Annotated in this window: 15 protein-coding genes; all 15 read left to right on the top strand. The window is 63.3% G+C overall.

What is annotated here, in order from left to right; translation table 11 throughout:
* Nucleotides 1-17: 17 nt before the first annotated feature.
* Entirely contained in the window at nucleotides 18-572 is a 555-nt protein-coding gene (gene gprE, locus L0D18_RS04645) for a nucleotide exchange factor GrpE (protein WP_243027658.1), read from the top strand.
* A gap of 3 nt (nucleotides 573-575) precedes the next feature.
* Nucleotides 576-1,412: a DnaJ C-terminal domain-containing protein gene (locus L0D18_RS04640; protein WP_243027657.1), complete on the top strand. Its 837-nt coding sequence runs from the start codon at nucleotides 576-578 to the stop codon at nucleotides 1,410-1,412.
* Complete coding sequence (locus tag L0D18_RS04635) at nucleotides 1,399-1,635, top strand: chaperone modulator CbpM (protein WP_243027656.1); 237 nt, start codon at nucleotides 1,399-1,401, stop codon at nucleotides 1,633-1,635. Before L0D18_RS04640 ends, L0D18_RS04635 begins: the two co-directional genes overlap by 14 nt.
* Nucleotides 1,636-2,216: 581 nt before the next feature.
* Entirely contained in the window at nucleotides 2,217-4,802 is a 2,586-nt protein-coding gene (clpB, locus tag L0D18_RS04630) for an ATP-dependent chaperone ClpB (RefSeq protein WP_243027655.1), read from the top strand.
* A 14-nt stretch (nucleotides 4,803-4,816) separates the two neighbouring features.
* The gene (locus tag L0D18_RS04625) at nucleotides 4,817-5,206 is read left to right on the top strand and encodes a ferritin-like domain-containing protein (protein ID WP_243027654.1); all 390 of its coding nucleotides are present in this window, start codon (nucleotides 4,817-4,819) and stop codon (nucleotides 5,204-5,206) included.
* Nucleotides 5,203-6,387 (top strand): VLRF1 family aeRF1-type release factor, encoded by a 1,185-nt coding sequence (locus L0D18_RS04620; RefSeq protein WP_243027653.1) that lies wholly within the window; start codon nucleotides 5,203-5,205, stop codon nucleotides 6,385-6,387. The genes L0D18_RS04625 and L0D18_RS04620 overlap by 4 nt, the downstream gene beginning before the upstream one ends.
* Nucleotides 6,388-6,402: 15 nt before the next feature.
* A complete protein-coding gene (locus L0D18_RS04615; protein WP_243027651.1) occupies nucleotides 6,403-6,819 on the top strand; it encodes an Hsp20/alpha crystallin family protein in 417 nt (138 codons plus the stop codon).
* Nucleotides 6,820-6,829: 10 nt separating this feature from the next.
* Nucleotides 6,830-7,516 carry a metallophosphoesterase family protein gene (locus L0D18_RS04610; protein WP_243027650.1) on the top strand — a complete coding sequence of 229 codons (687 nt, stop codon included), beginning with the start codon at nucleotides 6,830-6,832 and terminating at the stop codon, nucleotides 7,514-7,516.
* Nucleotides 7,517-7,572: 56 nt separating this feature from the next.
* A complete protein-coding gene (locus L0D18_RS04605; RefSeq protein ID WP_243027648.1) occupies nucleotides 7,573-7,986 on the top strand; it encodes an Hsp20/alpha crystallin family protein in 414 nt (137 codons plus the stop codon).
* A gap of 103 nt (nucleotides 7,987-8,089) precedes the next feature.
* On the top strand, nucleotides 8,090-8,536 hold the full coding sequence (locus tag L0D18_RS04600) for a DUF1931 family protein (protein WP_243027646.1): 447 nt from the start codon (nucleotides 8,090-8,092) through the stop codon (nucleotides 8,534-8,536).
* Between the two features lie 76 nt (nucleotides 8,537-8,612).
* Entirely contained in the window at nucleotides 8,613-9,032 is a 420-nt protein-coding gene (locus L0D18_RS04595; RefSeq protein ID WP_243027644.1) for a phosphate-starvation-inducible PsiE family protein, read from the top strand.
* Nucleotides 9,029-9,505 (top strand): cation:proton antiporter regulatory subunit, encoded by a 477-nt coding sequence (locus L0D18_RS04590; protein ID WP_243027643.1) that lies wholly within the window; start codon nucleotides 9,029-9,031, stop codon nucleotides 9,503-9,505. The genes L0D18_RS04595 and L0D18_RS04590 overlap by 4 nt, the downstream gene beginning before the upstream one ends.
* Nucleotides 9,505-10,638, top strand: a complete 1,134-nt coding sequence (locus tag L0D18_RS04585; RefSeq protein ID WP_243027641.1) for a cation:proton antiporter — start codon at nucleotides 9,505-9,507, stop codon at nucleotides 10,636-10,638. The genes L0D18_RS04590 and L0D18_RS04585 overlap by 1 nt, the downstream gene beginning before the upstream one ends.
* Before the next feature lie 14 nt (nucleotides 10,639-10,652).
* A complete protein-coding gene (locus L0D18_RS04580) occupies nucleotides 10,653-11,486 on the top strand; it encodes an SDH family Clp fold serine proteinase (protein WP_243027639.1) in 834 nt (277 codons plus the stop codon).
* A 1-nt stretch (nucleotide 11,487) separates the two neighbouring features.
* Nucleotides 11,488-12,108 carry a rhomboid family intramembrane serine protease gene (locus L0D18_RS04575; RefSeq protein ID WP_243027638.1) on the top strand — a complete coding sequence of 207 codons (621 nt, stop codon included), beginning with the start codon at nucleotides 11,488-11,490 and terminating at the stop codon, nucleotides 12,106-12,108.
* Nucleotides 12,109-12,125: the final 17 nt, after the last annotated feature.

Raw genomic sequence — 12,125 nt, 5'->3', positions numbered from 1 at the left:
CCCCTTTCGGAGGAAGCATGGACAAGGAACGCGAGAAAATCCAACAAGAGGAGGCCGCCCAGGTGGAGAAAGACCTCCAGGCGGTAGGCCAGGAGGCCTTGGCCCTGGAACAACGCCTCCTGGCCGTAGAGGAGGAACTCCGAGCCCTAAAGGACCGGTACGTGCGCCTCCTGGCCGACTTTGACAACTACCGCAAGCGCATGGAGGAGGAGCTTAGGCTCCGGGAACGGGAGGGGACCCTCCGGGCGGTCCGCGCCCTCCTTCCCGTCCTGGACGACCTGGAACGGGCCCTAGAGTTCGCCGAGGCCAACCCGGAGAGCATCCTCCAGGGGGTGAAGGCGGTGCGGGAAGGTTTCTTCCGCATCCTGGCGGGGCTTGGCATTGAGGAGGTGCCCGGGGAGGGGCAAACCTTCGACCCCCGTTACCACGAGGCCATCGGCCTCCTTCCCGGAGAACCCGGAAAGGTGGCCAAGGTCTTCCAGCGGGGCTTCCGCTTGGGAGAAACCTTGGTGCGGCCGGCCCGGGTGGCCGTGGGTGAGGAAAAAAGCCCGGAAGAAGAGGGCCTGGAGTAGGTCATGAAGGACTACTACGCCATCCTGGGGGTACCGAGAAACGCCACGCAGGAGGAGATCAAACGGGCCTACAAGCGCCTGGCCCGCCAGTACCATCCTGACGTGAACAAAAGCCCCGAGGCCGAGGAGCGCTTCAAGGAGATCAACGAGGCCTACGCCGTCCTTTCCGACCCGGAAAAGCGCAAGGTCTACGACACCTACGGCACCGCCACCCCTCCCCCACCGCCACCCCCGGGTGGGTACGACTTCTCCGGGTTTGACGTGGAGGACTTCTCTGACTTTTTCCAGGAGCTCTTTGGTGGCGGGCTCTTTGGAGGCATGGGGCGGAGGAGGCCAAGAAGAGGCCGCGACCTCAGGGCCGAGCTTCCCCTTAGCCTCGAGGAGGCCTTCCGTGGCGGCGAGAAGGTGGTGGAGGTGGGGGGCAGGCGGGTTTCCGTGAGGATCCCCCCAGGGGTGCAGGAAGGGAGCACCATCCGCCTGGCTGGCCTAGGGGGCCCGGGGGAGCCCCCGGGGGACCTCCTCCTCAGGGTGCGGCTTCTGCCCCATCCCGTTTTCCGCCTCGAGGGCCAGGACCTCTACGCCACCCTAGACGTCCCTGCCCCCATCGCCGTGGTGGGGGGCAAGGTGCGGGCCCCCACCCTGGAAGGGCCGGTGGAGGTCACCATTCCCCCGAGGACCCAGGCGGGGAAGAAACTGCGGCTTAAGGGCAAAGGCTTCCCCGGCCCCCACGGCCGCGGGGACCTTTACCTGGAGGTGCGGGTGGTGATCCCCGAGCACCTCTCCCCCGAGGAGGAGGCCCTTTGGCGGAAGCTAAAGGAGGTGCGGTATGCTGGCGCGTAGCCCCTATATATCCATGGAAGCCCTGGCGGACTACGGCCTTTCCTTGGGGGTGGTGCGGGCCTACGTGGAGATCGGTTTCGTGGAGCCTTTGGAGCTGGAAAGCGGCTGGTACTTTCGGGAGGAGGATCTTCTGCGCATGCTCAAAGCCGAACGCATCCGCCGCGACCTGGGGGCCAACCTGGTGGGGGCGGCCTTGGTGGTGGAGATTTTAGAGCGCTCGTGACGACTCCCTGTTCTGAAGAACAGGGCTTCTCGGGCATCATGGGACTCTTTGCACAGCGCCCACTCCCGAAGGCTCCGTCCGAGCCCAGAAAAACCTTGACTCCGTATCGGCAGGCGAGCGCAGTGCTTCGGGCTCTGCCACGGGTGTTCGTTTGGAGTTTTACCCATCGGACTACCCGATGGAACCCCCTACTCCAAGTTTCAAGGTCCACGGGGAACGCTGTCCCCAAGAAAAGTGTACTACACATGTGCCACGCACCAGGCCATGTGCCCCTGCGGGGCACGTGGGGGTCCATGTATCCCCGGTTTGAAAACCAGGGGAGTATAGCCCCCCACACCCCCCTTTCCTCTAAGCCCATCCCAGCGGCCTCCACCGTCCCAAACGCCCCGGGAAAGGACCCACCCAAGCTGGGACATCCCGCCCAATCCTTCCCTGTATAATCAAGGGCAAAGGGCGTTTCCTCCCCTCCTTTTGGCGAACCTTCTCCGGCGTAAGCGGCAAGAGTTGGCGCATGGCCTGTTCAAGTCTATTGACACCATTCATATCAAGCGATATGATTAAGCCAGTAGGAGGCAAGGGGTATGAACCTGGAGCGCTGGACCCAAGCCGCCCGTGAAGCCCTGGCCCAGGCCCAGGTCCTGGCCCGGGAAATGCGGCACCAGGCCATTGACCTGCCCCACCTCTGGGCCGTACTCCTAAAGGACCCCACGGGCCTGGCCTGGCGGCTTCTGGAGAGGGCAGGGGGTAACCCCCAGGCCCTCAAAGAGGGGGCTGAGCGGGAGATGGGCCGCTTGCCCAAGGTGGAGGGGGCGGAGGTGGGCCAGTACCTTTCCCAAAGGCTCGCCCGGGCCCTGGACCGGGCCGAGGCCCTCATGGGGGAGCTCAAGGACCGGTTCGTGGCCCTGGACACCTTGGTGCTGGCCCTGGCGGAGGCCTCGAGGCCCGAGCCCCCCTTCCAGAACGCCCTTCCCGAGGAAAACGCCCTCAAAAAGGCCTTGCAAGAGCTAAGAGGAGGTAAAACCGTGCAGACGGAACACGCGGAAAGCACCTACAACGCCCTGGAACAATACGGCATTGACCTCACCAAACTGGCGGCCGAGGGCAAGCTGGACCCGGTGATCGGCCGGGACGAGGAGATCCGGCGCACCATTCAGATCCTCCTAAGGCGCACTAAGAACAACCCGGTGCTCATCGGCGAGCCCGGGGTGGGCAAGACCGCCATCGTGGAGGGCCTGGCCCAGCGCATCGTCAAGGGGGATGTACCGGAGGGCCTAAAGGGCAAGCGCATCATCTCCTTGCAGATGGGCTCCCTTCTGGCCGGGGCCAAGTACCGGGGCGAGTTTGAGGAACGCCTGAAGGCGGTGATCCAGGAGGTGGTGCAGTCCCAGGGGGAGATCATCCTCTTCATTGACGAGCTCCACACCGTGGTGGGGGCGGGCAAGGTGGAGGGCGCCGTAGACGCTGGCAACATGCTGAAGCCTGCCCTGGCCCGGGGGGAGCTTAGGCTCATCGGGGCCACCACCTTGGACGAGTACCGGGAGATTGAGAAGGACCCCGCCCTGGAAAGGCGCTTCCAGCCCGTTTACGTGGACGAGCCCAGCGTGGAGGACACCATCTCCATCCTCCGGGGCATCAAGGAGAAGTACGAGGTGCACCATGGGGTGCGCATCTCCGACCCCGCCTTGGTGGCGGCGGCCGTCCTCTCCCACCGTTACATCACGGAAAGGCGCCTTCCCGACAAGGCCATTGACCTGGTGGACGAGGCGGCAGCCCGCCTGCGCATGGCCCTGGAAAGCGCACCCGAGGAGATAGACGCCCTGGAGCGGAGAAGGCTCCAGCTGGAAATCGAGCGGGAAGCCCTGAAGAAGGAAAAGGACCCAGACTCCCAGGAAAGGCTAAGGAAGGTAGAAGAAGAGATCGCCAATCTCAGCCAGGAAATCCAGAAGCTGAAAGCGGAGTGGGAACGGGAAAGGGAGATCCTGAAGAAGCTCCACGAGGCCCAGCAACGCCTGGACGAGGTACGCCGCCAGATTGAGCTGGCCGAGCGCCAGTACGACCTGAACCGGGCGGCGGAGCTCCGCTACGGGGAGCTTCCCCGCCTCGAGGCCGAGGTGGAGGCCCTTTCCGAAGGGCTCAAGGAGGCCCGCTTCGTGCGCCTGGAGGTCACCGAGGAGGATATCGCCGAGATCGTCTCCCGTTGGACCGGCATCCCCGTTTCCAAGCTTCTGGAAGGGGAAAGGGAGAAGCTCTTAAGGCTGGAAGACGAGCTCCACAAGCGGGTGGTGGGGCAGGACGAGGCCATAAGGGCCGTGGCCGATGCCATAAGGCGGGCCCGGGCCGGCCTCAAGGACCCCAACCGGCCCATCGGGAGCTTCCTCTTCCTGGGTCCCACGGGGGTGGGCAAGACGGAGCTGGCCAAGACCCTGGCCGCCACCCTCTTTGACACCGAGGAGGCCATGGTGCGCATTGACATGACCGAGTACATGGAGAAGCACACCGTAAGCCGCCTCATTGGGGCCCCTCCGGGCTATGTGGGCTACGAGGAAGGGGGCCAGCTCACCGAGGCGGTAAGGCGCCGCCCCTACACGGTCATCCTCTTTGACGAGATAGAAAAGGCCCACCCCGACGTTTTCAACATCCTTCTCCAGATCCTGGACGATGGCCGCCTCACCGACTCCCACGGCCGCACCGTGGACTTCCGCAACACCGTCATCATCCTCACCTCCAACCTGGGAAGCCCCTTGATCCTCGAGGGTATCCAGCAAGGCAAACCCTACGAGAGGATCCGGGAGGAGGTCTTTGCCATCCTGCAAAGGCACTTCCGCCCCGAGTTCCTGAACCGCTTGGACGAGATCGTGGTCTTTAGGCCCCTCACCCGGGAACAGATCCGGGAGATCGTGGAAATCCAGCTGCAAGGCCTAAGGGCTCGCCTTGCGGAAAAGCGCATCACCTTAACCCTCACCGAGGCCGCCAAGGACTACCTGGCCGAGCGGGGCTACGACCCCGTCTTCGGGGCCAGGCCCTTGAGGCGGGTGATGGGGCGGGAGCTGGAAACGCCCTTGGCGGTGAAGATCCTGGCCGGAGAGATCAAGGAGGGGGATTCCGTGGTGGTGGACGCAGGCCCCACGGGCCTGGTCTTCCGCACGGAGGCCCCGGTGCAGGCCTAAGGAAGGAGGGGATTATGGATAGGGTGGAAGTCCTAAAACAGGCCTACCAGGACGAACTCCTGGATGCCCTTCGGGCGGAAAGGGCTGCGGAGAGGGTCCCTTACCCCCACATCCGGGCCCTTTTGGAGGAAGTGGCCAAGCGGGAGCGGGCCCATGCCGAGGCCGTCGCCGAAATCTTGCGCCGCCTTCAGGCCTCCCTCCCCCCTACCCCCAAGGTGGAGGAGGAAGGCTGGGAGGCGCTACTTCGCCTCCTCTCCGAGGAAGGGTTTGACCGGGCCTACTACCTGGAAAGCACCTTCCCCGATCCGGACCTCGAGGCCCTCTTCACCCGCCTAGGCCAGGAGGAGAAGCTTAACCAAGAAGCCATCCGCAAGGCGGTGGCCCTTTTAGGAGGTGGCCTATGATCGGCAAGGAAGAGATCCGGCGCATCAAGGAAGGCCTAGCCCTAGAGGAGGGAACCGTCCTTTCCCTCTACCTGGACCTCAACCCCGCCAAGCCCGAAAACGCCAACCGGGCCTACGCCCTGAGGGCCAAGGACGCCATGAAGGCCCTCAAGGTGCCCCAGGACCTGCAGGAAAGGATCCTGGAGGTGCTGAAAAACCAAGTTCTAGAGGCAAAAACCGCCGTCTTCTTCGCCAGCGAGAAGGTCTTTGAAACCCTGTTGCTGCAGGTGGAACTGCCCCTGGTCTCCAGCCTCAAAACCACCTTCCTAGGGGAAAAGGAAAGCCGCTTTTTTACGGACGGGGCTCTGGCCCACTACGGCGAGCCCTTCCTCCTCCCCCTTATCTACGCCCTGGACGAGTACGAGCGCTACGGGGTGGTCTATTTGGACCAGGAGCGCTGGCGGGTTTTTGAAATCTTCCTGGGTGAAGTCCAGGAGGTGAGCGACGCCTTCTTGGCCTTGGACACCGAGGCCTGGCGGCGGCTCTCCCTGGATGCCCCGGGGCGCCGCTTCAACCTGGCGGGCATCTCCCGGGGCGGGGCAGGCCAGGACCTCTTCGCCAAGCGCCTGGCCGCTTGGGAAGAACGTTTTTATAAGACCCTAAGCCACGAGCTGGAGAAACTTACGGAGGAACGCGGGTTCACCCGCCTTATCCTCATGGGCCCCGAGGAGCACACCCAGCTTTTCCTGGGCTACCTGCCCAAACGCCTTAAGGAAAAGGTGGTGGCCCTTCTTCCCTCCCTGCCCCATCCCGGGGTCAGCCCCGGCCAGGTGCTCAAGCGGCTGGAACCTGTCCTGGAGGAGATGGAGCGCAAGGGCGAGGTAGAGCTACTCAAGAAGCTGGAGGAAGCCTATCCCAAGGTGGCCTTCGGCCTGGAAGTCCTGGAAAGGGTTCAGGAAGGTCGGGTTGAGCTTTGGGTGCTTCCCTGGCACCTGGACCAAACCGTGTACGCCTGCGACGGGATCTTCTTCCCCGAAGAGGCCCGGGCCCTGGCCCACTGCCAAAACCCCGAGGCCAAACCCCTGGCCGTGGTCCTGTCGGAGCTGGCCACGGGCTACGCCGCCAAGCTGGAGTTCGTCCGGGGCGAGGCAGAAAAGCAGCTTCTGGAGCGTGGCGGCATGGCCGCGCTCCTGAGGTGGTGAAAGGAGGTGAGGAGGATGGTACGGTTCGATCCATTCAGGGAGTTGGAGGAGTTGCAGGAGCGCTTGGCAAGGGCCTTCGGCACGACCCCCCAGCAGGGGCCCAGGGTCTATGCCCCCCCGGTGGACATCCTGGAAGACGAAACCGGCTTGCACCTTCTGGTCTACCTGCCCGGGGTGGAGCCGGAAAAGGTGGAGGTGGTGGCCGAAGAAGGGGTTCTTTCCGTGAAGGCGGAGCGCCCCTTTGAGAAGCGGGATAACGTGGCCTACCACCGCCTAGAAGGCCCCTACGGCACCTTTGCTCGGAGCTTCAACGTGCCCAGCACCTTTGACCTCTCCCGGGTGCAGGCCAAGTTCCGCCACGGGGTGCTCCACCTGTTGGTTCCTAAGGCCGAGGAAAGCAAGCCCAAGAAGATCCAGGTGCAGGTGGAATAGGAGGTGAGCTATGCGGCGGACCACGCGGTACATCCTGGCCACTTCTAACCCCATGGGCGACCTCGAGGCCCTGGAAAAGCTGGTGAAGCTGGCCCCCGACACCGGGGCCGACGCCCTGGCCCTCGTGGGGAACCTCATGCCCAAGACGGCCAAAAGCCGCGACTACGCCGCCTTCTTCCGCATCCTCGCCGAGGCCCATCTCCCCACCGTCTACATCCCCGGGCCGCAGGATGCCCCCATCTGGGAGTACCTGAGGGAGGCGGCCAACATTGAGCTGGTGCGGCCTGAGATGCGCAATGTCCACGAGACCTTCACCTTCTTTAAGGGTCCTTACCTGGTGGCGGGGATGGGCGGGGAGATCACCGACGACGGGGAACCCGAGGAAAAGGAAACCCTCCGCTACCCCGCCTGGGTGGCCGAGTACCACCTGAAGGCCCTTTGGGACCTTAAAGACTACCCCAAGATCCTCCTCTTCTACACCAACCCCTACCACAAGGGCCTAGGGGAAGGTGGGTCCCACGAGGTGGCCCACCTCATCAAGACCCATAACCCCCTCCTGGTGATCACCGCCGGCAAGGGGCAGAAGCACGAAATGCTGGGGGCCAGTTGGGTGGTGGTACCGGGGGATCTCTCCGAGGGTGAGTACAGCCTCCTGGACCTGAGGGCCAGGAAGCTGGAGACGGGGAACGTCCGCTAGGCAGGAGGGCCCCGCCCGGGGGCGGGGCCCCGCCTTGCCTGCTAAAGGAGGGGAGTATGTTGGAGAAACTTTGGCCCTTTGGCCGTAACCGGGTGCGGAAAGCCTTTGAAGAAGCCCTGGAAAAGGTCTTCAAGGAAGAAGGGGAAACCCTGGAGCCCCTCTCGGAGCTTTCCGAGCACGAGGGCCATTACCTTTTGCGGGTGGAGGTCCCGGGCCTGGGCCCGGAGAACCTGGAGGTGCGCCTCGAGGGGGACCAGCTGGTCATAGAAGGGGAGAAAAAGGAGGAGAAGCGCACCAAGCACCTCTCGGAAATCGTCTATGGTCGCATCTACCGGGCTTACCTTCTTCCCAAGGATGCCAAGAAGGAGGGCCTCGAGGCCCGCCTGCAAAAGGGGGTGCTGGAGGTGAAAATCCCCCGGGAGAAGCGGGAGGCCGAACCGCCGGTGCGGATTCCTGTGGTGGAAGGTTAAGGGGGGTTACCCTGGCGAGTCCTGGGCTAACCCCCAGGCCTAGGCCTGAGGTTTCGTGGTCGGGGTTCAGACCCCAGTTGGCCATCATTGGAGGTGAACGACCATGCTGATGAAAGTGGCCGAGTTTGAGAAGCTTTTCCGCCTGGCTGCGGGCTTGGACGTGGACAAGAACGACCTTAAACGCCTTTCGGACTTTCTCCGGAACAAGATCTACGACCTGCTGGTGGTGGCCGAGCGCCACGCCAAGTACAACGGCCGGGACATCATCTTTGAGCCGGATGTACCCATCACCAAGGGGCTCCAGGAAACCCTCCAGGAGTTCCGAGCCATGGACACCACCTTGGAGCTCAAACCCGTGCTGGACACCTTGGCTACCCTTCCCCCTTTGGATCTGGGAATCTCCGAGGATGTACGGAACCTGCTTCCCGAGATAGCCGGAGCCCTGGTGGTGGCCTACGCCCGGGTCTTGAAAGAGCTGGATCCCAAGATGAAGAACCCTCAGACGGAACATCACGAACGGGCTGAGGGAATTTTTAACCTTCTTCTCTAGCGCCATCCGGGCATGCAACCGTGGGGGCCGGGAAAAAGTATGGCGCCTTAGCGGAGCTTAGGAGACGACATAGAAGATGGGCCAGGACCTCTTCCTTTCCCTCTACCGCCGGGCCACCCGCCTGGTCTTCAACCTGGTGGTGGTAGCCCTGCTCATCGGTCTTTTCGTGGGGGTAGGGCGCACCTTCCTGGAACTAGGCCTCACCCTCAGCGAGCCCACGGTACGCCTAGGCCTTAAGGAGCTGGTGACCAACGTCCTGAGCCTGGTCATAGTCCTGGAACTGGTTCGGGTGTTTGTGGAGTACTTTGAGCTGGAAAGGGTACGCCTCGAGGTCCTGCTGGAAATCGGCGTGGCCCTGGCCTTGCGGGAGCTTTTGCTTCTCCTCTTTGCCGAAAAGCTCTCGGGATTGGACCTCTTCTTCTGGACCCTGGGCATCTTGGCCCTGGTGGCCGGGCGCACCCTGGCGGTGCAGTTTTCCCCTAGGAGGCGGGCATGAGGGTGGAAGAAGCGGTGCTTCCCGGGGTGGGACGGAAGTTCACCATCACGGTGCAAAGCGGCGACCGCCTGGTCATCGTGGTCCATCATTCGGGAAAACGGGAGCTACAGTATTTTGAAGCTGGTGAGGGTGGGGACGAGCCCGCCATGGCCCTGGATTTGACCGACGAGGAAGCCCGGGAGTTGGGGGCCATTTTGGCCGGGGTACTCTTCCACCCCGAGGCCGTGGGGGATACCCAAAGCAAGCTGGGGCAGAAGGTCATCGAGTGGGTCAAGGTTCTGCCGGGCTCCAAGCTGGCAGGCAGGAAGGTGGGTGAGCTCGCCCTACCCCCGGGAGCCCATCTTTTGGCCGTGGACCGGCCTGGTGCTCCCTTGATCCCCAACCCTCCGCCCGAAGTGATCCTAGAGGTGGGGGACACCTTGGTGGTGGCGGGAAGCCGCGAGGCGGTAGAATCCCTGAAAAGGACCCTCTAATGCACCCCTCCGTGGAGGCCTTTGCCTTGGCCGCAGGGCTTTTAGCCTTCGGAGCGGCCTTGGTCCACCGCTTTGGCTTTCCCCCCTTGCCCATCTACCTTCTCACCGGGCTTCTCATGGGCAAGGCCCTGCCGGTGCAAGACCTAGAGCCCCTCCCCTCCTTAGGGCTTCTCCTCCTCCTCTTCTCCGTGGGGTTGGAGTTCGGCCCGGACCGGCTTAGGGGGCTATCGGGCAAAGCCGTTCAAGCGGGTATCTACGATGCGTTAGCCCTGCCTTTAGGCTTTCTTCTGGGACTCTTTTTCGGGCTGGACCTCCGCGGCGCCGCCCTTTTGGCGGGGACCATCTACGTGAGCTCCAGCGCTGTGATCGTCAAGCTCATCATCGACCTGCGCCGGGCCGCCAACCCCGAAAGCGAGGTGGTCCTCGGGGTATCCGTCCTCGAGGACCTGGTGGTCCTGGTCCTCTTGGCCCTCCTAGGAGGCCAAGGCCTGCAAGGTTTCCTCTTAAGCCTCCTGCTGGCGGGTCTATACCTGGGCCTGGCCCGCTTCCTTGGCCCCCTATTGGTCAGGTTCATGGAGGGCCTATCCGATGAACTGGTCCTTCTCCTGGGCGCTGCCTTTACCACCGGAACCGCCCTCCTCTTCCAAGTGGCAGGGGCCTCTGTGGGGCTTGGCGCCTTTTTAGCGGGAAGCCTCGCGGCCTCCCTGGGTCTTCGCGAACGGTTTGAACGGCTTTTCGGTCCGGTGCGGGATCTGGGGGTGGCCCTTTTCTTCCTGGTGGTGGGGGCAAGTGCCCGGGACCTGTTCCAGGGCCTGACCCCGGCGGTGGCGGCCTTAGCCCTTCTGGGGCTTCTCCTTAAGCTCCCCCTCAACTACCTGGGGGGAAGCCGGGCCGGGCTTTCCCGCAAGCGCCGGCTTTATAGCGCCTTCTACCTGGTCCCCCGCGGCGAGTTCAACCTGGTCCTGGGTGCCCTGGCCCAGGCGCAAGGTTACCCCCTGGTGGCGCAGGTGGCGGTGCTTTTGGTGCTGGTATCCATCCCCTTAGGAGCCCTCCTAATCCGCTTTGCCCCCGAGCTTGCAAGAGCCCTCATGGGGGAACCCCGCCGACCGGGCCGCTTCCCCCGGTCGGCTTAGCCTATACTGGGCCCATGGAGATCTTTTTCCAGCTTTTTTGGCTTTTTTTCATTCTATCCGTCCTCACCCCTTACCTCCACCAGCAGATGCTCCTGGGGGCCCGAGCCAGAAAGATAGCCGAGCTGGAAAGGAGACGGAAAAGCCGGGTCATCACCCTGATCCACCGGCAGGAGGCGGTGAACTTTCTGGGAATTCCCGTAACACGCTTTATCAACATTGACGATTCGGAGCAAGTGCTAAGGGCCATCCGCCTCACGGACAAGGGCGTGCCCATAGACCTCATCCTCCACACCCCGGGGGGATTGGTCCTGGCGGCGGAGCAGATCGCCGAGGCCCTCCTGCGCCACCCCGCCAAGGTAACGGTTTTCGTGCCCCACTATGCCATGTCGGGGGGGACCCTCATCGCCTTGGCCGCCGATGAGATCGTCATGGACGAAAACGCCGTCTTGGGCCCCGTGGATCCCCAGCTGGGCCAGTACCCAGCGGCCAGCATCCTTAAGGTCTTGGAGAAAAAGCCCATCCAGGAGATAGACGATCAGACCCTGATCCTAGCGGATGTGGCGGAAAAGGCCCTAAGACAGGTGAAGGCCACCGTGAAAAACCTTCTCCTGAAGCGCATGCCCGAGGAGAAAGCCGAGGAGGTAGCCACCTTGCTCTCCCAGGGCACCTGGACCCACGACTACCCCATTGACGTGGCCCAGGCCCGGGAGATGGGCCTTCCCGTGAGCACGGAGATGCCCCTCGAGGTCTACGAGCTCATGGACCTCTACCCCCAGGCCCAAGGGGGAAAGCCCAGCGTCCAGTACGTCCCCATCCCCTACCGCCACCAAGAGCCCAGGAGGCCCTAGGGTGGTTCCCCTCTACGACATCAACCGCGCCCGCCGGCCCGCCCACGTGGTCAAGGGCCTGGTTTTCCTCAACGCCTTGGCCTTTCTTTGGCAGCTTTCCGTGGGCCTGGAATGGTCCGCCCAAGCCTACGGTTTCATCCCCGCCCTCTTCTTCCAAGACCCCCTGGGGGAGGGCTACCGCCTTGTTACCAGCATGTTCCTCCACGGGAGCTTTCTTCATATCCTCTCCAATATGTGGTTCCTTTGGGTATTTGGGGACAACGTGGAAGACCGCATGGGACACGGCCGCTTTCTTCTCTTCTATCTCCTGGGGGGAGTGGCCGCCGCCTTGGCCCAGGGGCTTTTCTCCCTCACCTCCACCATCCCCATGATCGGGGCCAGCGGGGCGGTCTCCGCGGTCTTGGGCGCCTACTACATCCTCTTCCCTCGGGCCTATGTGGTCTCCGTGATCCTCTTCATCCTTCCCCTCTTCGTCACCTTCCCGGCAGGGTTCTACATCGGGTACTGGGCCTTCCTCCAGCTCCTCCAGGGGCTTTTGGGCCTTCCCGGGGTGGCCTGGTGGGCCCACCTGGGGGGGTTTCTCTTCGGCGCCCTCATGGCCCGGCGCTTTGCCCCAAAGTAGCGGCGCTGGTAAACTTG

It is taken from the genome of Thermus albus, from assembly GCF_022760855.1.
GTDB lineage: Bacteria > Deinococcota > Deinococci > Deinococcales > Thermaceae > Thermus > Thermus albus.
Note: the sequence above shows the minus strand (reverse complement) of the source record. Positions and strands in the feature narration are given on the sequence as shown.

Bases quoted from the DNA above. Each gene is read 5' to 3' on its own strand.
- gprE (WP_243027658.1), top strand. From the start codon at position 18: ATGGACAAGGAACGCGAGAAAATCCAACAAGAGGAGGCCGCCCAGGTG.
- L0D18_RS04640 (WP_243027657.1), top strand. From the start codon at position 576: ATGAAGGACTACTACGCCATCCTGGGGGTACCGAGAAACGCCACGCAG.
- L0D18_RS04635 (WP_243027656.1), top strand. From the start codon at position 1,399: ATGCTGGCGCGTAGCCCCTATATATCCATGGAAGCCCTGGCGGACTAC.
- clpB (WP_243027655.1), top strand. From the start codon at position 2,217: ATGAACCTGGAGCGCTGGACCCAAGCCGCCCGTGAAGCCCTGGCCCAG.
- L0D18_RS04625 (WP_243027654.1), top strand. From the start codon at position 4,817: ATGGATAGGGTGGAAGTCCTAAAACAGGCCTACCAGGACGAACTCCTG.
- L0D18_RS04620 (WP_243027653.1), top strand. From the start codon at position 5,203: ATGATCGGCAAGGAAGAGATCCGGCGCATCAAGGAAGGCCTAGCCCTA.
- L0D18_RS04615 (WP_243027651.1), top strand. From the start codon at position 6,403: ATGGTACGGTTCGATCCATTCAGGGAGTTGGAGGAGTTGCAGGAGCGC.
- L0D18_RS04610 (WP_243027650.1), top strand. From the start codon at position 6,830: ATGCGGCGGACCACGCGGTACATCCTGGCCACTTCTAACCCCATGGGC.
- L0D18_RS04605 (WP_243027648.1), top strand. From the start codon at position 7,573: ATGTTGGAGAAACTTTGGCCCTTTGGCCGTAACCGGGTGCGGAAAGCC.
- L0D18_RS04600 (WP_243027646.1), top strand. From the start codon at position 8,090: ATGCTGATGAAAGTGGCCGAGTTTGAGAAGCTTTTCCGCCTGGCTGCG.
- L0D18_RS04595 (WP_243027644.1), top strand. From the start codon at position 8,613: ATGGGCCAGGACCTCTTCCTTTCCCTCTACCGCCGGGCCACCCGCCTG.
- L0D18_RS04590 (WP_243027643.1), top strand. From the start codon at position 9,029: ATGAGGGTGGAAGAAGCGGTGCTTCCCGGGGTGGGACGGAAGTTCACC.
- L0D18_RS04585 (WP_243027641.1), top strand. From the start codon at position 9,505: ATGCACCCCTCCGTGGAGGCCTTTGCCTTGGCCGCAGGGCTTTTAGCC.
- L0D18_RS04580 (WP_243027639.1), top strand. From the start codon at position 10,653: ATGGAGATCTTTTTCCAGCTTTTTTGGCTTTTTTTCATTCTATCCGTC.